The organism is Oceaniglobus sp. K40-3 (genome assembly GCF_055808395.1).
This window is the reverse complement of record NZ_CM147868.1, coordinates 1,708,554-1,726,586: the sequence shown is the minus strand read 5'-3', so window position 1 is coordinate 1,726,586 and position 18,033 is coordinate 1,708,554. Positions and strand designations below refer to the sequence as shown.

The 18,033-nt window shown below is 62.7% G+C and carries 12 protein-coding genes and 2 pseudogenes; 1 reads left to right on the top strand and 13 read right to left on the bottom strand.

Translation table 11 applies throughout. The features are described from left to right. Nucleotides 1-150: 150 nt before the first annotated feature. The 5 genes and pseudogenes from AC0L7P_RS08935 to tssK form a co-directional block, all read right to left on the bottom strand. The gene (locus AC0L7P_RS08935) at nucleotides 151-864 is read right to left on the bottom strand and encodes a PP2C family protein-serine/threonine phosphatase (protein ID WP_473435381.1); all 714 of its coding nucleotides are present in this window, start codon (nucleotides 862-864) and stop codon (nucleotides 151-153) included. Next, a pseudogene (tagF, locus tag AC0L7P_RS08930) lies at nucleotides 861-1,516 on the bottom strand (type VI secretion system-associated protein TagF). The gene AC0L7P_RS08935 and the pseudogene tagF overlap by 4 nt, the downstream one beginning before the upstream one ends. Next, nucleotides 1,498-5,076, bottom strand: coding sequence for a type VI secretion system membrane subunit TssM (tssM, locus tag AC0L7P_RS08925; RefSeq protein ID WP_473435380.1), 3,579 nt, complete (start codon nucleotides 5,074-5,076; stop codon nucleotides 1,498-1,500). Before tssM ends, tagF begins: the two are co-directional and overlap by 19 nt. Beyond that, on the bottom strand, nucleotides 5,073-6,440 hold the full coding sequence (gene icmH, locus AC0L7P_RS08920) for a type IVB secretion system protein IcmH/DotU (protein WP_473435379.1): 1,368 nt from the start codon (nucleotides 6,438-6,440) through the stop codon (nucleotides 5,073-5,075). The genes tssM and icmH overlap by 4 nt, the downstream gene beginning before the upstream one ends. 28 nt (nucleotides 6,441-6,468) lie before the next feature. After that, nucleotides 6,469-7,696: pseudogene (gene tssK, locus AC0L7P_RS08915) on the bottom strand (type VI secretion system baseplate subunit TssK). Here tssK and AC0L7P_RS08910 point away from each other — a divergent pair. Further along, nucleotides 7,631-7,786 (top strand): hypothetical protein, encoded by a 156-nt coding sequence (locus AC0L7P_RS08910; protein WP_473435549.1) that lies wholly within the window; start codon nucleotides 7,631-7,633, stop codon nucleotides 7,784-7,786. The pseudogene tssK and the gene AC0L7P_RS08910 sit on opposite strands and share 66 nt — an antisense overlap. A 33-nt stretch (nucleotides 7,787-7,819) precedes the next feature. On the opposite strand, the gene tagH is transcribed toward AC0L7P_RS08910, so the two are convergent. The 8 genes from tagH to tssF all read right to left on the bottom strand — a co-directional run bounded on the left by tagH (nucleotide 7,820) and on the right by tssF (nucleotide 18,030). Further along, entirely contained in the window at nucleotides 7,820-8,806 is a 987-nt protein-coding gene (gene tagH, locus AC0L7P_RS08905; RefSeq protein ID WP_473435378.1) for a type VI secretion system-associated FHA domain protein TagH, read from the bottom strand. Continuing rightward, nucleotides 8,785-9,279: an FHA domain-containing protein gene (locus tag AC0L7P_RS08900; protein ID WP_473435377.1), complete on the bottom strand. Its 495-nt coding sequence runs from the start codon at nucleotides 9,277-9,279 to the stop codon at nucleotides 8,785-8,787. The genes tagH and AC0L7P_RS08900 overlap by 22 nt, the downstream gene beginning before the upstream one ends. A gap of 7 nt (nucleotides 9,280-9,286) precedes the next feature. Then, complete coding sequence (locus tag AC0L7P_RS08895; protein ID WP_473435376.1) at nucleotides 9,287-9,586, bottom strand: PAAR domain-containing protein; 300 nt, start codon at nucleotides 9,584-9,586, stop codon at nucleotides 9,287-9,289. Further along, nucleotides 9,583-10,191: a DUF6931 family protein gene (locus AC0L7P_RS08890; RefSeq protein ID WP_473435375.1), complete on the bottom strand. Its 609-nt coding sequence runs from the start codon at nucleotides 10,189-10,191 to the stop codon at nucleotides 9,583-9,585. The genes AC0L7P_RS08895 and AC0L7P_RS08890 overlap by 4 nt, the downstream gene beginning before the upstream one ends. A 10-nt stretch (nucleotides 10,192-10,201) precedes the next feature. Beyond that, nucleotides 10,202-12,346: a type VI secretion system Vgr family protein gene (locus AC0L7P_RS08885; protein ID WP_473435374.1), complete on the bottom strand. Its 2,145-nt coding sequence runs from the start codon at nucleotides 12,344-12,346 to the stop codon at nucleotides 10,202-10,204. 79 nt (nucleotides 12,347-12,425) lie between these two features. After that, nucleotides 12,426-15,137: a type VI secretion system ATPase TssH gene (gene tssH / locus AC0L7P_RS08880; protein ID WP_473435373.1), complete on the bottom strand. Its 2,712-nt coding sequence runs from the start codon at nucleotides 15,135-15,137 to the stop codon at nucleotides 12,426-12,428. Continuing rightward, nucleotides 15,134-16,189: a type VI secretion system baseplate subunit TssG gene (tssG, locus tag AC0L7P_RS08875; protein ID WP_473435372.1), complete on the bottom strand. Its 1,056-nt coding sequence runs from the start codon at nucleotides 16,187-16,189 to the stop codon at nucleotides 15,134-15,136. The genes tssH and tssG overlap by 4 nt, the downstream gene beginning before the upstream one ends. Further along, nucleotides 16,153-18,030 carry a type VI secretion system baseplate subunit TssF gene (gene tssF, locus AC0L7P_RS08870; protein WP_473435371.1) on the bottom strand — a complete coding sequence of 626 codons (1,878 nt, stop codon included), beginning with the start codon at nucleotides 18,028-18,030 and terminating at the stop codon, nucleotides 16,153-16,155. The genes tssG and tssF overlap by 37 nt, the downstream gene beginning before the upstream one ends. Nucleotides 18,031-18,033 lie beyond the last annotated feature (3 nt).

Sequence of the window (18,033 nt, the reverse complement as noted above, 5' to 3'; positions counted from 1 at the left end):
AAGACAATAACGGCCAAGCACGAGCTTCGTCCCCCGCAGCCATCATTGATCTAACCGGCACATGTCGCCTGACCGTTGGATTTTTGGTCGGTTGGAAAACAGCACGCCTCAACGTTTCACTTCAATCATCTGCGACCTTCCAAACTGCAATTACAGCGCGTCGACCACCACGATTGAGATGTTGTCCTGGCCGCCGCCGTCCAGTGCGATTTGCAGCAATTTGTCAGCCAGGGTTTCAATCGGGGCGCCGATCACCGCGTGGCGGAGGGTCTGGAATCCGGCGTATTTGTTCAGCCCGTCCGAGCAAAGCAAGAACCGATCACCCGGGCGCACCTCTCCGCGGATTTTCTCCAGCCCTGGCGCGTCGCCCACACCGATGGCGCGGGTGATGGCGTTGGATTGGGGGTGCTGCTCGGCCTCGTCCCAGGTCATCTGCCCGGCCTTCACGAATTCGGCCACGACCGAGTGATCCGAGGTCAGCAGTTCGATATCGCCATCGCGAAACCGGTAAAGGCGGCTGTCCCCGGCCCAGAAGGCGGCGAAATGGCCGTTGGCGATAATCAGCGCCACAACCGCCGCGCCAACGGTCGCCCCGCCCCGCCGCCCGCTTTCGGCGCAGATCGCGTGGTGCGCGGCCTCAAGCGCTGCGCGCAGGGCCTGCATCCGTTCCGCCGGGGGCAGATCGGGCGGCAGGGCGGCAACACATTCAACCACCGTTTGCGAGGCGAAATCCCCGGCGGCATGTCCGCCCATGCCATCGGCCACCAGCCAGATCTGTTGATCCGGGAGCGACAGGATACTGTCCTCATTCACCTTGCGCACCCGGCCCACATGGGTCACGGCGGAATGGCGCAGGCGGCTCATGCGGCGACCTGCCAGATTGGCGCATCCAGATCGAACAGCGCGCTGAACTGCGCGCCACGCGGCAGGGTTTCGCAGCGCATCAGCCGCATTCCATCTTCGCTGCGCGCCGACCACAGGGTGGTGGCATCAAGGTGCGGGGCGGCCATGGCCGGTGCGATATCATCATCCCCGGCGATCACGCTCAGCATGCCTGTGGTTGTCATGAGGCCCGGCGCGCGGGCCTCGGGCAGATCGGCAATGCGGGTTTTCAGCACATCGAGGGGCATGTCATCCAATGCGGCCAGCGCAATATCCTCAAGGGTTTCGAACAGGGCGCGGCTGTTCAGATGCGCGGCGGCGTGGGGCGCGGTCAGCGGCGTGGCCAGCATCAGCGGAAACTGCCGCCCAACCCGATCAACCGAGGCCATCATGATACCCAGCATCCCCTGCCCCCCGCCACACCGGGCGCCAGCGAAAACCGCCAGATCGGCGCCGACATGTAACACCCCTGCCAGCGCGCGCCCAAGGCATCGCGCGACGCGGCAATCCCGGCCTGCATCCATCTGTCCCAGGGGTCGATCACCCCGGCCCCCATACCATGACGGATAAAATCGCCGGTGGCGGGCAGTTTGCCATAAAACCCCCAGCCCACGGTCAAAACGACTTCGGGCATTTGAACGCGCTCAGCGCCGGGAGCGCAAAGGGGTTCAGCACCGATCCAAACTGCATTCGGAACATGGCCAGCCGCCCTCCCACATTGAAAATCACCAGTTTTCGGTCCGGCACGCTGGTCTTGCGCAACTGGGCCGCGTCCAGCAGGCGGAACCACGCCCATGGCCCATCACGCACCAGCCCGCTTTCCGATCCGGGCGACGGGGGCAGATAATTCACCCGCGCCGATCCCACCTGCCCCGGCCAGGTAAACGCCGAGGGGCGCGGTTGCCCGGTGCCTTGCTGAAACCCGATCTGTTGACCGTCGATTTCCAGCACCACCGCCTGCGCGGCAGGGTCAAGCGAATGAGGCGTGATCTGAAATTTCACTGTTGGCGTCGGATTACCCGCAAAGAACGCATCGCGGATCGCGGCGGCGTTTTCGAATTGCTCCAACACCGCGTTTGAAATGCCCAGATCGGTGTCGTTCACCTGTTTAAAGGTCCAGGGCCGGGTGCGGATATCGACGAACTGCGCCAGATTTTCCTTGAAGAACGTATCCAGCATGCCGTTCGGGGCGAACAGCCGGGTGAAATCCTGCATCGCAATATCATTCTTGGCGTTGCGGTTGAACGGATAGGCGCTGCCTGTTGCCTGAGTGCAGAACGGCAGGACATTGGCCTGCCACAACCCGTCAATCCCGGCGCGGGTATTGCCCGCCGCGATCCCGGATGACCCGACGGCAATCTGCTGGCTCCAGCGTTCCATCGGGCCCGGCAGGCCCTTGGCCGCCTGTTGGAACCGGGCCAGCGCGCTGCTGTCCCCCTGTGGCGTGCCCTGCCCGCCACCGATGTTCAGCTTGTTCAGCTCTTGATACACTTCGGTCAGGCTGGTGATCAGCGCGTCAAGCTGGCTGGGCTGGCCATCCTTGCCGGTGACCAGATCGTGCAGCCATGCAAACCGTTCGGTCACATAGGCACCCGGGGGCGGTGGCGGGGCGTTGCCGCTGGCGGTTTCGGCATTGCTCATCGCCTCAAGAAACAACCGCCCCGATGGCGTCAGCTTGCGCCGGGCCAACACGCCGCCCACGGCGCCCGCGCCAGCGGCGGCACCTTCGACGTTCGGATCGGCCTCTGGCACCGCCAGAAGATCGGTTTCCCTGGCCACCGCTTTCAGAATGTTGACGATGGGCGATGTGGGGCCGGACAGCACATTGGTGACTTCCACGGCGTGCGACAGGCTTTGCATCGGGATAATGTCGATATCTCCCAACAGCTTGTCATATTGCGCCACGAAATCGTTGTAATACAGATCAAGCACATCGCGCGACAGGGCCAGAAGGGCAGTGTCGGAATTCTCGATCTCGCCGCGCGGACCAAGAACCCAACTGTCACGCTGAATCCGCGTCGCCACGCCCATGGCTTCGTTCAGGAACACATCGTTGAACCCGTCATAGGTATAGATGCCCGCAATCCCATCGCTCAGATCCGCGCCCGACGATCGCACGATGGCGCGCGCCAGATTGGGGCCGCCGATATCGCTCAGCCGGAACTGCGGCAGGGCGGTGGCCTGTGCGCTGTTGACGATTCCGTTATAGACCCGCTGGGCCTGTGGCATTGACGTGAGGATACCACGCACCTGTTCCACCAGATCGCCGTTCAACTCGATCTTGTCCATCGGTTGATCCAGCATCGCGCTTAGGTGCCCCGCCAGATCGGCCCGCAGATCGGCCCGTTGCGGACCGGGATAGGCAAGCGACCAATCCACCTCCATCCATTCGCTGACCAGATCGGCGCTCATCGGGCCGACAAGCCCCAGCATCAGATAGATTTTCAGCGCCTCATAGAGCAGTTCGGGATTGTTGATATTGCCCTGCATCTGTTCTTCCAACCGATACAAAAGCCGGGGCAGAAAGATGTGATTCAGCGCCTCGCGATAGGTAATCGCCGCCTCGTTGCCCACCACATCACCCTGATACAGCCCCCAAGTCAGGCCCGTGGGCACATCAACGCGCCCCGCCACCGGGTTGACCGGCACATCGCGCAGGATGTTCAGGGCCGGCACCACCGAGGGCAGATCGCTGTCACTGATCGGGCTGCCCGGAATCTGCGCCGCTGCGCTCTGATATGCGCTGACCTGGGTTTCGATCTGGGCAATCATGTCGCGATTGCCGGTAAAACTGCGCGTCCACAGCAGACCGGCGGCAATGGCCACAATCACCGTGGCCGCAATCGCCCCGCGCATGGACCAACGATAGCGGCGTTCCACCTTGTCATCGGCGCTGACCAGCCCGCTTTCGCGGAAAATCACCTGATCAAACAGCCGGGTCAGGAAATACGATCGCCCCGCCCCCGCGCCCGTGCCGATGGCCTGACGGCCAATGCCAAAGGTGCGCGCCATGCCCATCATCAGCCGGTCGATCGGCGTGCCTTCCTGGGTGCCCGAGGTGAAATAAACACCGCGCAACATCTGGCGATGTTCAAACCTATTGTCCTGAAACAGCTCGTTCAGGAAAGATTCCGCCACGGACCGGACCGAGGCCACCTGTGACGGGAACCCGGAAATCAGCGCCCGGCGCGCCGGGTCGGTTTCGGCCTGCATCCGCTCCAGCGCCTGTTGGTTCAAGCGGTCGATCAGGCCCTGATATTCCTCGCCGAACTTGGCCATGGGCGATGCTTCGCCCTTGCCCGACACCAGTGGCAGGGTGAACCCCCAGACCTGACCGCGATCTTCCTTGCCGAGATTTTCAAACATCTGCGAAAATCCGGCCAGCAGATCGGCCTTGGTGAACAACACATAAACCGGAAATCGCACCCCCAGACGTTCGCGCAATTCATGCAACCGGCGGCGGATCGCGGCTGCGTGGGCGGTTTGGGTCTGTTCGTCCTGCATCGACAGATCGGACAGGGAAATCGCCACGATGGCGCCATTGATCGGCTGGCGCTTGCGGTGTTTCTTGAGGATGCCCAGAAACCCCAGCCAGGCGGCATTATCGGCCACGGCATCGCTTTCCTGGGTGGTATAGCGCCCCGCCGTATCCACCAGAACCGCGCCATCGGTGAACCACCAATCGCAATTCCGCGTCCCGCCCACGCCGCCAATGGCGCCCTTGCCCAACTCATCGGCCAGCGGGAATTGCAGGCCCGAATTGACAATGGCGGTGGTTTTCCCCGCCCCCGGCGGGCCGATCAGAATGTACCACGGCAGTTCGTATAATGACCGTTTGCCCAGTTTCGATTTGCGCAGCCGCAGCATTGCCGCCTTCAGCTTGTCGCGCATTTCGCCCAGTTCCGAGGTCACGATTTCACTGTCGTCATCGGCGCTTGCCGGTTCGACAGAGGCGACGATATCCTGTGCAAGTTCCTTGTCGCGGGTCTGACGGCGCAGCAGGATGATCAGAATGGTGACCAGCGCCACGATCCAGATCACGCCAAGCCCGACAATCCGCCCGGTCAGGGAATCAAATGGCCGCGCCTCGCCAAAGCCAAGGTATCCGCCAAGAAACCACAGGCACAGGGACAGCACCACAGACAGCATCAGCGTGATGCCAATCCCCGAAAATATCGCGCGCAGCACCTTCATTGCTCAACCCCCGTGCGCACCAACAGGATTTCGATGCGTCGGTTTGCGGCGCGCCCGTCCTTGGTGTCGTTGCTGGCGATGGGTTCCTTGTCGGCGCGGCCTTCGGCGCGCAACCTGTCGGGATCATCCATCTTGGCGGCGATCATTTTCGACACCGATTCCGCCCGCGCCAGCGACAGGGCCTTGTTGGTGGGAAACCGCGATCCGGCGCTGGGGGCGATGTTGTCGGCGTGGCCCGCCACGATCACCGGCCCCTTGGTGGCATTCAGCGCCTCGGCCACCCGGCCCAGTGCGGTGTCGAATTCGGACTTTACGGTGGGCGAGCCGCTGGGAAACATCCCCGCGCCCTTCATCCGCACGGTGATGGTATTGGCGTCCTGAAACACCGTCACAAGGCCGTCTTTGATTTCGGCGGTCAGGAACCCGGCCACCTGTTTCAACTGTTCTTCGTCATCCACGATCGGCGCGGCAATCACCGGCGGTGCCGTGCGCCCAAGCGAGGCGACGCCAGCGGGGTTCAGCACCGAAAACTGCCCGATCACCCGCTCCGTATCGCGTGACAACGCATGTGACAGGCCGATAAACCCGCCGCCCAGCAAGGCGGCGGTCACACCAACGGCGATCCACACCGGTTTCCAGGCGGACAGACGTTTGTGGGGTTTGTCCAACCCCTGCCAATGGGGCGACAGATCGTGTTCCACCTCGCCACGCTGGGTGCGGATGATCCGCGCCAGCCCGGCGCGAATGTTCAGATGCCGTTCCGATCCGTTCTGTTCCACCCTGAGCCGCCCCTCGAACCCCAGCGCAAGGCAGGTGTAAAGAAATTCGAGAAGTTCGATATTGGTGGCCGGGTCTTGCTCCAAGCGGGTCAGCAGATCGTAAAACCGATCCCCCCCAACCGTTTCGCGATGGAACGTGCCAACCATGCTTTGCTGTGCCCAGATGGATTGCCCGCCCCAGGGGGTGTTCAGCACCACATCATCCAGCGTGGCGCAAATGGCATAGCGCGCCACCTTTACCTTTTGCGGGTCCACATGGGCGGAAATGGCGCGGGATTCAAACGCTCGCACCTCGGCCACCACCGAGCGGCGCAAGGCGTCGGGGTCGGGGTGCTGGGCGCGGTTGCGGATGCGGCTGACCAGCGCAAACAGGGTGGCGGCGGCGGCATTCAACGGGTTTGGCCCGGTCATTGACCCGGCCATGGTATCGGGACCGGGGGCCGGTGCAGATGCCGGGGCAGCAGGCTGCGCAGCGACGGGGGCCGCAGGCGCAGGCGTGGCCACCCCGCGCCGGCCGCCCGGATTGGGCCGGATCACCGTGCGGTCGGTGTCGTCAGGTTCGGCGAAGGGATCTTCGTCGGCCATGTCCCAAATCCTTTCAACCCCGTTCCTGTCAACCTTGGCGAATTGCCCAAAGCTCCATCTTCAAACCGGGATAATCCCCCGATACATGCACCGCGATGCCACCCGAGGTTGTCATCTTGCCCCAGTATTTGCTGGCAGGATCAACCTCGAAATACACGACGCCGGAATGATAGGGAATCTGGCGCGGCGCCACGGGCAGCGGGCGCAGATCAATCCCCGGCAGGGCGGAATTGACCAGTTGGCGAATTTCCTCGACCGGGCCGATTTTCGCCTGCCCCGCAAAGTGACGGCGCAGCTTTTCGCCCGGCATATCGGCAGTCACCGCCAGCACGAATTGCGCGTTGCCGATCAGTTTGCGATCCGCGATCACGCCCACCGAAATACCGTATTTGCGCGGCTCGATGGGAATCGCCACAGCCGTTTGTTCCAGCACCGCCGACAGATAGCGGCGCAGATCACGGATCACCGGTTGAAAGCTCGCCGTCAGGTCGTGGTGCTGATAGCTGGGATATTGCGCCGGTTTCTTGTCGGGCGCCATGAAGGTGGCAAGGGCACCCGCCAGCGACACCGCCTCGCGGTACAGGGTGATCGGGTGCAGATGGTCGCAGCCGGTGAAATGGCGAAACAGCGGCAAAGCGCGGTTGATCGTCATCAGCAACAGGAAATCCTGAATCTCGGCGGCGCCCTTGGCCCCTGCCCCGGCGGTCATCCGCCCGGCCAGCGCGGTGATGCGATGGTTCAACAGCCCCTCAAGTTCGCCCAGAAACCCCGACAGCGGCGCGGCGGCGCGGATATCAAGGCAGGACGGGATGAAACCATCGTCAAGGATCACCTCCCGATCGGCGCGCACCTCGATGATACGGGCAATGGGGATGGTCAGCCGGTCGGCCAGATCGTCAACCTCCAACGCGAATTGCAGGCGCAGCTTGCCCACCGCAAGGCGCGCCTCCTTGCCGCCCCGCTGGGTGTTGTCGGTCACGTCGATTTCAGCCGGGCGCAGACGGGCGGCGGACAATTCGCTGCCGGTCATGTCCACCTCGGGCGCGCCCTGACGGCGTTGGGGGACCGACAGGTAAACGATGCAATCCTTCACCGCCTCGGGCACATCCAGCGCGGGGGTGTTCATCAGAATCGGGCACCCGGAACACGGTGCCGTCCTGGGTCAGACCGCTGGCCGAACGGATCGCAAATTGGCCGATTTTCAGAACGTCGCGGTCAATCTCAATATCGCTGATGCCCCAGCCATAGGGCGTCAGCCGCCCCGCCAGCCCGGCAATCAGCGCCTCGGTGTGGCGGTCGGCCTGTTGAAAATGGTGGGGTTGCAGAAACAGCCCCTCGTTCCATAAAACCTTGGCATCCCATGACATCAGCGCGCCCCCTCATTTCAGCCGGTCCAGTTGCGCCTGATAGGCGCGGGCAAATTCGCGGCTGAACAAGTCGTGGAAATCGGTTTCGGCCTGATCCGAAATCCGCGCATACATGGTTTCGTAAACGTCCCAATAGCGTGCCTTCTTGCCTTGCAGCAGGCCGCTCAGCCCGCTGCCCTTGGTGATCTGCCCCTCAAGAACCTCGGGGGACAATTGTTTGAGAATGCCTTTCAGCGCCGCCTCCATGGCGGCCATCACGGCCACCTCGTGGGCCTTGATATCATCCAGCGCCTGTTGCGTGGCCTGATCGGGCGCAAGGTATCCCTTGGCCCTGGGGCGCACCATTGCCTCGATCGCCTGTTCGGGGGAGATCGAGAATTTCAACGGGTTGTTGCCCCCGGCGCTGATCATCGTTTGCTGAATGCGGAATTCGGATTTGATGCTGGCGCGGGTCATCAGGATTTCGCGCAACCCGGTGATCATGGTCTGCATCACCCCGCCAAGGCGCGCCATGGTTTCACCCAGTTCGGCATCGGGAATATCCACATCCCCCGCCCCGGCTGCGTCAAGAAACGCGCGGGCGGCGTCGGTGTTGGTGGGCGGGGCGGGCGCGGTTGTTTCGGCGCGCGGGGCTGGTTCTGGCTCTGGCTGCGGCGTTGGGTCCGGCACTGGTGCAGGCGCGGCCACGTCGACCCGGGCAGCCGGTGGCGCCTGGGGTGGTTCCTCGGGGATCGGCGCAGGAGGCGCGGCGGCGGGCGGTTCTGCGAAGGGGTCACTGTCATCCCCGCCGCCCAACAGATCATCACCCCAATCGTCGGGGATCAGCGGCGTGGAGGGGCGAAAGGCATCCGAGGTGGCGGCGGAATGCTGACTGTCGCTGGCGCCCTGCCCATCGTCGGGCGCGGCAGGATCAAGCAAACCACCCTCATCCTCGCCCAGGGGCGGAAGCAACCCGTCTTCGCCCAACTCGGGGCGGTTCACGGCGGCGGGGCCACGCACCGGGCCACCATCGCCCAGAAGATCATCAAGGAAATCCGCATCATTGCCGCCCCCCGCCGGATCGCCCCCCAGCAGATCGTCAAGATCGGGGTCGGGCGGCAGATAGGCAGGCGTATCGGCATCGGCAGGGGGTAAAGGTGCCTGCGCAGGGGGCGCGCATGAACGATTTCCACCAGCAATTCATATGACCCCATGGTCAGGATATCGCCGTCGTTCAGGGGTGTCGCCACCGGGCCAAGGGGCGCCTTGCCATAGTTCAGAAAGGTGCCGTTGGTCGAAAGATCGGTGATGACGATATTGCCGGAATGATCCTCGATCGTGCAGTGGGTTTTCGAAATCACCTTGCCCGGATCAGGCAGGCAGACATCGTTTTCGGCACCGCGCCCAATGGTCAGCGATGGCCCGGCCATGGCGACGGGCGCGCCATTTCCCGGCACTGTCCCGGTGGATTGAAAATGCAGCGTAACGCCCATAAAACCCCTAACCGCCGACCAAAACCGTGGGCATCCCCACAACGATCGTCCCTCCATGGGCTGTCATATCACCCATCCGCGCCTGCGGCATCCCCATTGTAATCACTGTGGCACTGCCTTTGGCAACCACATCGGGCGGACCGACGCAAACCGCCATGTCGCTGATCCGGGCGGCCGGCATGCCGCCGATCAGAACCGTGGGCGCGCAGGGGCCGGAAATCGGCCCGCCCACATGGGGAATCGGCGGAACCCCTGGTGTGACCATCGGGCAGACATGCATATCCGCAATACGGGCGGCGGGCGTCATGGCGCGATCCCCTTATCGGCGACGCCCTTGTCGAGCTTGCCCGATCCACCCCGCGCAATATCCAGCGCCCGGTCGATCAGAAGGTTGGCATGGGCCTCGACGGTTTCGGCATCGCAATTCCCAAGGGATTTGACGTTTTGCCCAAAAATGAAGGTGCCCAGCGCCCCGGCCGGCGCCTCAAGTTTCGCCAGATCCCCCAGCCCCAGATTGCCATCGCACATCACCACGGCGTTGGCGCACAGGGTGGTGTCGTCGTCCGGGTCTGCTGTTTCCAGCGCGGATTGCGCGGCGGCGCGGGTTTCGTCGGTGGGTTTGAACACCCATGCACGGGCCGCGTTCAAAGGCGGCGGAATGGCATCATCCGGCACCAGATCACCCGCCGCAAGACAGCCCCACCAGATACATTCCCGCGCCGGCAGCGACGCCGCAAGCAGGCGCAGCATATCCCCATGGGCGCCCTTTTCGGCCAGTTCCGCAAGCACAACGCCAACGGGGGCCGCCGTCGGCGCCTCCAGCGGCGTGGAAAGTTTGGCATTGGCCAGCGCCAGCAACCGGCGCGCCGGGCCTTTGGGTATCTTTTTCAGGTTGGCAAATCGTTCGTCCATCCGCCCTCTCCTAGTTGATCATGGTCAGGCCGCCCTTGAGGGTCAGCATGCCAGAGCCTTTCACCTCGGTCATCACGCCTTCGACACTTGCCTGAAGGCCCGCCTTCATCTTGGTGGTCATCGCGCCGGTGATTGTCACTCCCATCTGGTCAATCTTGATCGAGCTGCCGCCCACCTTCAGTTCGATGGATTGCATCGCCTCCATGGTGATTTTGCCCGCGTTGCATTTGACCGAATAATTGCCGACGCCAAGGGTGGTGCTTTCGTTGCCCAGATCCACCTTGCGCGTGACGTTGCCCATCTTGATGGCCTCGGACACGTCGCCCTTTTCAACCGTGTCACTGACATTGCCCATCTTGACCGTGCGCGTCACATCCTTGGTGATTGTCTGGGTGGATTTCCCCTCGATGGTTTCATCCACATCCTTTTTCACCTTGATCGTCTGTTTCCCGCTGGCCACGGTAAAGGCGTGATCGCCGGTCTTGACTGTTTCGCTCAGGTGCCGGTGGACCGTCATTTTCATGTCGCCCTTGTCTTTATGTTCCAGCCCCACGGTGATTTCGGCGTCGTTCTTGACGATCTGCCTGTAATCCCGCTCGGCCTGAAAGCGGACCAGTTCGGCGTCTTTCTTGTCTTCGAACATCAGTTCGTTAAAACCGCCGCCGCCCTTGGTGCTGTTGGTCTTGACCCCGCTCTGGGTCATGTTCGCGGGCAGTTCCCAGGGCGGCATGGTGTCGGCGTTATACAACATCCCGATCACCATAGGCCGGTCAGGATCGCCCTCTTCGAATTGCACGACGACCTCCTGGCCGATGCGCGGCACCGCCATCATGCCCCAATTCTTGCCGGTCCAGGGCATCATGCAGCGCACCCAGCATGACGAATTATCGTCGCGCTTGCCCTGCCTGTCCCAGTGAAACTGAACCTTGATGCGGCCATATTTATCAGTGTGAATTTCCTCGCCCTTGGGGCCGGTGACCATGGCAGTGTGAACCCCCGAAATCTCGGGCCACGGGGTAATCAGCGGGGCGCGGTATTGCTCGCCCTTGGGCAGAACCTCGAACAGGATGCGATAAGGATCGTCACCCGCCGTATCCAGCCCCATATCGCTCGACAATGGCGCCTGTACATTCAGGGGCGGTTGATCACGGTTGGTCAGGCGCATGATGTGGGTGGCGCGCGACAGCATCCAGTCGCGGTTTTCGCTGTCGCGCGGATGCCCCTTGAGCGTAAATGTATCGCCCATGGTCAACACCGGAATCGTCCCCGCCCCCTTGGCCGCATGATAGCGCGCCGCCTCGGATTCCATCCGCACCCGCACCCGGCGTTCGCCTGTATCAACGTCGCGGAAATGCCCGGGATAGCTGTATCCCTCATGATCCTTGCCCGCATGTTTCCCTTTGGGGATGGCATTGCTGGTGCGCAATTTCGCGCTGGGGTTTTCGAAATCATAATCCACCAGCGTCATCTTGCCCGTGGTCGCGGCCAGCCCGGTTTCCCAACTGAACACATGATCGCCCATGCGGTGCCCCGCGGAATCAAGCGGCACAAATTCGACCGGATCGTTCGGTTCGATCGGTTGATGGCAGCCCGGGCCATCGGCCAGCACCAGCTTTTCCCGCTCGCCCTCGACCAGAAAGAAGAAATAGATCCCCTCTTCCTCCATCAGCCGGCGGATGAAATCCAGATCGGTTTCACGGTATTGGATGGTGTATTCGCGCGCCGGGTATTCGCCGCTCAGCCGTTTATCGACGTCGCCCCAAGCGCCATATTCCGACAGGATCTCTTGCAGGATGTCCGGCGTTGACTTGTCCTGAAACACCCGGTTTTCGCGGGTCCGCCCCAGAAACCACAACCAGGGCCGCAGCAGGGCGCGGTAATGGGCCGGCCCCATGGGATTGCCCAGAAACTCGATGGAAATGCAGGTGCCGGGGAAAATCCGTTTGCTGTCGTCAGTGGGTTCGATCACCACGCGCAGCGGGCTGCCCAATAGCGGTTCAAGATCGACCTCGCGGTCGGTACAGACGAATTCGATCGTCGTTTCGGTCAGAAAATTCATCCCCTCCTCAACCCGCGCCCCCAAGAGGTAAAGCGCATCGGAGAAATCGCCCTCCATGCGGAGGGGGAAGTTTTCGGGATTAACGGGTCTGGCCATGATCTGTCCTGACTTGGTTTGCACGTGGTGGCGCGGATGCGGCCCGGGCGGTTGCTCTTACCGCCCGGGCCGAAAAACCCTATTCAAAACGATAGGCGAATTCACCATCCTCGACAATGATTTCAACCTTTTCCACCACTTCGCCCTGCATCATCCGTTTCAGGAATTCCGCTGAAATGTCGGGCAGCATGGTGTTGGTCACGATGGCGTCAATCATCCGCCCGCCTGATTCCAGCTCCTGGCAGCGTTCGGTGATCAGATTGACCACATCATCGGTATAGCTGAACGGCACCTTATGGGCCGCCTCGACGCGTTTCTTGATGCGGTTCAGTTGCAGGCGGGTGATCTGGCCAATCATGTCGGGTGACAGCGGATAATAAGGGATCGTCACCAACCGGCCCAACAGGGCAGCGGGAAAGATTTTCAGCAGCGGATCGCGCAGCGCCGTTGTGATGCCTTCGGGTTCGGGCATCAGATCGGGATCGGAACACATATCCATGATCATGTCGCTGCCCGCGTTGGACGTCAGCAGGATCACGGTGTTCTTGAAATCAATCACCCGGCCTTCGCCGTCTTCCATCACGCCCTTGTCGAACACCTGAAAGAACACCTCATGCACGTCGGGGTGGGCCTTTTCGACCTCATCCAGCAGCACGACGGAATAGGGTTTGCGCCGGACCGCCTCGGTCAGAACGCCGCCTTCGCCATATCCGACATAGCCCGGGGGCGCGCCTTTCAGCGAACTGACAGTGTGGGCCTCTTGATACTCGCTCATGTTGATGGTGATGACGTTCTGTTCGCCGCCATACATCACCTCGGCCAGCGCCAGCGCGGTTTCGGTTTTACCGACACCCGAGGTGCCCGCCAGCAGGAACACACCGATCGGTTTATTGGGGTTATCAAGGCCCGCGCGGGATGTCTGGATGCGCTTGGCGATCATCTTCATTGCGTGATCCTGCCCGATCACCCGCTTGGCCAGATGGGTTTCGAGGTTCAGCACCGTGTCGATTTCATCGCGCACCATGCGCCCCACGGGGATGCCTGTCCAATCGCCCACGACGCTGGCCACGGCCTGGGCATCGACAATGGGCAGGATCAGGGGGTTTTCGCCCTGAAGCGTTGTCAGCTCTTCGTTTTTGCTGCGCAATTGGCTGAGCAGGTCTTCGCGCTCCGGGCCGCTCATCGGACTCGCTTGCGCGGCCTCTTCGCTGGCGGCATCGGGGGCATCGACCGGTGCGCCCCCCTCGCGCAATTTTGCGCGCAGGTCGAGGATGTCAGCGACGATGGCCTTTTCCGCGTCCCATTTGCCGGTCAGCTCCTCCAGCCGCGCCTCTTCGCTCGCTTTCAGCTCGCTTATCAGCATCTTGCGGTCACTGGCATCGTATCCGGCGGTTTCATCGCGGCTGATGATCTCCAACTCGGTCTCCAGCGATTCAATCCGCCGCCGGGCGTCATCCACCTCGGCGGGCACCGCGTGTTGCGAAACGGCCACCCGGGCGCAGGCCGTATCCAGCACCGACACCGATTTATCGGGCAGTTGGCGTGCCGGGATATAACGCGCCGAAAGCGACACCGCCGCCTCGATCCCTTCGTCCAGCACCTGCACCTTGTGGTGGCTTTCCAGCATCGAGGCGATGCCGCGCATCATCAGCGTGGCTTTTTCGACGCTGGGTTCTTCCACCGCGACCACCTGAAAACGCCGGGTCAGGGCCGGGTCTTTTTCGATGTGTTTCTTGTATTCCGCCCATGTTGTGGCGCCGATGGTGCGCAGGGTGCCGCGCGCAAGGGCCGGTTTCAGCAGGTTGGCCGCATCGCCGGTGCCCGCCGCGCCGCCTGCCCCGACCAGAGTGTGGGTTTCATCGATGAACATGACGATGGGGGTGGTTGAGGCCTGCACCTCGTCTATCACGCTGCGCAGGCGGTTTTCGAATTCGCCTTTCATGCTGGCCCCGGCCTGCAACAGGCCCACGTCCAGCGCCAAAAGGCGCGCATCCTTCAACGCAGGCGGCACATCACCGCGCGCAATGCGCAGGGCGAACCCTTCGACAACGGCGGTTTTACCCACGCCCGCCTCGCCGGTCAGGATCGGGTTGTTCTGGCGACGGCGCATCAGCACATCGACGATCTGGCGGATTTCCTCATCCCGCCCGACGATCGGGTCGATCTTGCCGTCGCGCGCCTGTTGCGTGAGATCGGTGCAGAACTGCTGCAACGCTTCCTCTTTGCCCATGGCGGCAGGCGAACGGGCGCCCGACGCCTCGCCCGGTTCTGCGCCGCCGCCGGTGGTGGAGCCATCCTGGGGCGACAGGCGATCTTCGGGCGATCCATCGGTAATGTGGTGGAAATTGTCGGACAGATCGTCAGGTTTCACCTTGCCGAATTCGCCCGAAATGTTCAGCAACCCACCCCGCAACCCCGGCGTTTTCAGCAGGCCCAGCAACAGATGCCCGGTGCGCACCTGATTTGAGGAATAGAGCAGCGAGCCATAGACCCAGGCCCGCTCCATCGCCTCTTCCAGGTGCGCGGACAGGTCGGAAATGCTGGTGGCGCCGCGCGGCAGGGCATCGAGCGCCTTTTGCATGTCGGCGGAAATGCGCGCCGGATCCAGATCGTAATGTTTGATGATTTTCAGAATGTCGTTGTCCTGACCCTGCAATATCTGGGCCAGCCAATGAACGATTTCCACATAGGGGTTTCCGCGCATCTTGCAGAACACCGTGGCGCCCTCAACCGCCTGATACCCCACCTTGTTCAGCTTTCCGAAAAGCGCGACCCGGCTGATTTCCGTCATGTTACCATCCCCTTTTGCGGCTCTGTGGCCATTGTTTCACGGCACAGAGGTTCGAGATACAGATCATCCGCATCCTGCCCCGGCGCCCGCGTGCCGATCCAGCTGGTCTGACCCAGCCGCGTGGTTCCCCCAAGGGTTGCGGCAGGCACATCGCCCGCCCGCAACACCAGATTCACATCCCAATCCAGCGCGTCGCCCACATAGTTGCGCACGATGGCGGTAAGCCGGGCCAGGGCATCGCCCCCGGGCAGCAGCGCCCCGTATTCCGCCGCCGACAAAGGCCCGATGTGCAGGCGAAACTTGGCGCTGCGCGACCAGACCCGATCACCGATGCTGGTGGTTTGCCCAAGACCGGCAGGCGCGCCCAACTGCCAGCGGTCACCCGGTTCCAGCGAGAGCCAACTGCCCACGAATTGCTGCACCCTGACCGGCGCATGAAAGAACGCCGACACCATGGCGCCCAGCCCCGCCGCACTGCGCGGACCACGGGCCAGATGGCCGGTGAAATATCGCTTGGCCATGTCGGGCATGGCGTCGCGGTTCTGAAACGCGGCGCCCTGCATGCCCGACAGCGCCGCCACCTTGCGCGCCATCCGCCCGCGCGGCCCCCGGTCAAGATCGGTGGCAGGTTGCCCGGTGGCCCAGGCGCGGTAAAGCACGCTCATCACCCGGTGGGTCAGCATGTTGGCAAAGGCCACAAAGGTGGGATCGCGGAAATTTCGCTGTCGTTCGCGCGCATATTCGGTCAGGTGCGGCGGCAGGGGGCCGTGGGGGCCGAACAACCCGAAAAACAGGTTTTGCAATCGCCCCGGCCCCGCCCCGCCGGGCCGTGTGACGGACGTGATCGTGGTGCGCGCGAACGCCATCGACGGGTCCTGGCCAAGGCGCATCTTGTCTTGCGACGGGCGGCGGCTCTGGCCAAGGCGGGGCGCGTCGGGGAATGCGGCTTCGATCACGCGCAGGGCGTGAAAAATGTGATGCGTGGTGGGTTGATCGATCAGGCGGTCAAAATGGCCTAAAGGATCTGACCCAGGCCTTTCTCGGGGCGCCATCGGGCCACCTCTCCGCGTTGGGGGGTTTTCAAAACCGTTTCGGTGAATGAATTGAGCGAGACGTAATTCGCAAAAAACCGTTGCAGCACCGTGGCCAAAAGGAATGGTCCCGAGCCTTCAAAGTAGTCCTCGTCGCAGATGATCGCGATTTCCAGCCCGCGCACGGCGGTTGACAGCATCCCGTCGGACATTCGCCGCACGATGGCGCGACTTTCGATGCCGGTGATCCCCTCAAGCTGCTTTTGCACGGCGCGGTCATTTGTCGGGGCATAAAGCCCGATCAATTCGCGGATCGCCTCGGCGCCGCTGCCCTGTTCGGTATCGACCAGCGACAGGTAATTCAGCGACAGGTTCGAAATCAGCTTCCACGCGCTTTCGCCCTGGGCCAGCGTCGGGCGCGGGCGGGTTGGCGGCACCGGCGTGGTGATCGCGGCGACCGGCCCGCCACCCGGCAGGTGAAACACATCGCGCCCCCCCGTGGGCAGCAGCATCGGCAGATCGCGGTTTGACACCATCGCCTTGACCGCCAGTTGCGTCAGCCCCTCGGGCCATGGCGCCTGTGCCATATCCACCAGCGTGAGATACATTTCCGAGCCAAGGTAATTGGTGCGCGTCGCCTTGAGCCGCTCGCGTTCCGTGCGCTGGCGCATCTTGCGCGCCTGGCTGTAAAACGCACTGGCCCCGCCCCCGGCGGCGGTGAATTCGGTGGCGGAATAAAACGCGCGGAACGGCACGTCATCTTCGCCTTTGCCGCTGATTCCGGTGACCGACAGCAGGGTGATCAGTTCATAATCCAGCGGCGCCGTACGATCGACAACCACATGTTGTTCACTGTCTGCGGGGGTAATCAGCACCCGGTCACAGCGTTTTTCAAACAGGTTGATGGCGGGCACACAGTTCAGCCTGAATGCCTCAAGGATGACATTGGCGGCCACATCGGGGTTGCCGTTTTTCAGCAGGATATAAAGATCAATCTCATCGCCGTCGCTGCGCGCCATTGCCCTGTCCAGCCCGCAAATATCAGCGAAATAAAACCGGTCCGGCAGGGCGAAATATTCCTGCAACAACCGATAGGCATCCAACGAGCGGCGCGGCGTGGGCAGCAGGGCATCGGCGCGCGACAGCCCGCGCTGTTCGATCCCGCCCTGCAAGGGCAGCACCCAATCCGCCCGCCGGTCGGTGCCCCGCGCCACGACACCGGAACAATCACCACAGAACAATTCATGCAGCTTCCAACCAACCGCCGGATTGCCACCCAGAAACACCGTCAGCCGTTCCAGCGGCAGTTCATCAAGGGGCGCACCGCCGGGGCGGCGCAGGCGCAGGCGGATTGCGGCGCGCGCCTCTACCCCGGTGCCGACAACACCCGCCGCCACCAATTCGCCCCGCCCGTCGATATATTCCGCCTCGCTGAATTCAACCGGCCACATGGTCAGATCATGGGCGGTGGTGAAAACACAGGCGGTTTGCGTGCCTTCAGCCGCGACCGAGCGCAGTTGCGTGCCGCGTGGCAATGCCGCCCCGGCGGCCAATGCGCCGCTGGCCATATCCGGTGCAAGCTGGGCAATCATCATCGACGGGGTGGGCGCCATCAGGTGCGGATAGACAATATCCAGCAGGTGATTGGTAAAGGCCGGGTATTGCAGTTCAAGCTCAAGCTGGACGCGCGCGGTCAGAAACGCCACGCCCTCAAGCAGGCGTTCGACGTAAGGGTCCAGAACCTCGGTGCCGTCCATGCCCAGCCGCGCGGCGATCTTGGGGTAACTCTGGGCGAATTCGCCGCCCATTTCCCGCAGGAACGACAGTTCGGTTTCATAGTGGCGCAGCAGGCGGGTATCCATCGC

Excerpts from the sequence above, each read along its gene's own strand:
- AC0L7P_RS08935 (WP_473435381.1), bottom strand. The coding sequence starts at position 864 with ATGAGCCGCCTGCGCCATTCCGCCGTGACCCATGTGGGCCGGGTGCGC.
- tssM (WP_473435380.1), bottom strand. The coding sequence starts at position 5,076 with ATGAAGGTGCTGCGCGCGATATTTTCGGGGATTGGCATCACGCTGATG.
- icmH (WP_473435379.1), bottom strand. The coding sequence starts at position 6,440 with ATGGCCGACGAAGATCCCTTCGCCGAACCTGACGACACCGACCGCACG.
- AC0L7P_RS08900 (WP_473435377.1), bottom strand. The coding sequence starts at position 9,279 with ATGGGCGTTACGCTGCATTTTCAATCCACCGGGACAGTGCCGGGAAAT.
- AC0L7P_RS08895 (WP_473435376.1), bottom strand. The coding sequence starts at position 9,586 with ATGACGCCCGCCGCCCGTATTGCGGATATGCATGTCTGCCCGATGGTC.
- AC0L7P_RS08890 (WP_473435375.1), bottom strand. The coding sequence starts at position 10,191 with ATGGACGAACGATTTGCCAACCTGAAAAAGATACCCAAAGGCCCGGCG.
- AC0L7P_RS08885 (WP_473435374.1), bottom strand. The coding sequence starts at position 12,346 with ATGGCCAGACCCGTTAATCCCGAAAACTTCCCCCTCCGCATGGAGGGC.
- tssH (WP_473435373.1), bottom strand. The coding sequence starts at position 15,137 with ATGACGGAAATCAGCCGGGTCGCGCTTTTCGGAAAGCTGAACAAGGTG.
- tssG (WP_473435372.1), bottom strand. The coding sequence starts at position 16,189 with ATGGCGCCCCGAGAAAGGCCTGGGTCAGATCCTTTAGGCCATTTTGAC.
- tssF (WP_473435371.1), bottom strand. The coding sequence starts at position 18,030 with ATGGATACCCGCCTGCTGCGCCACTATGAAACCGAACTGTCGTTCCTG.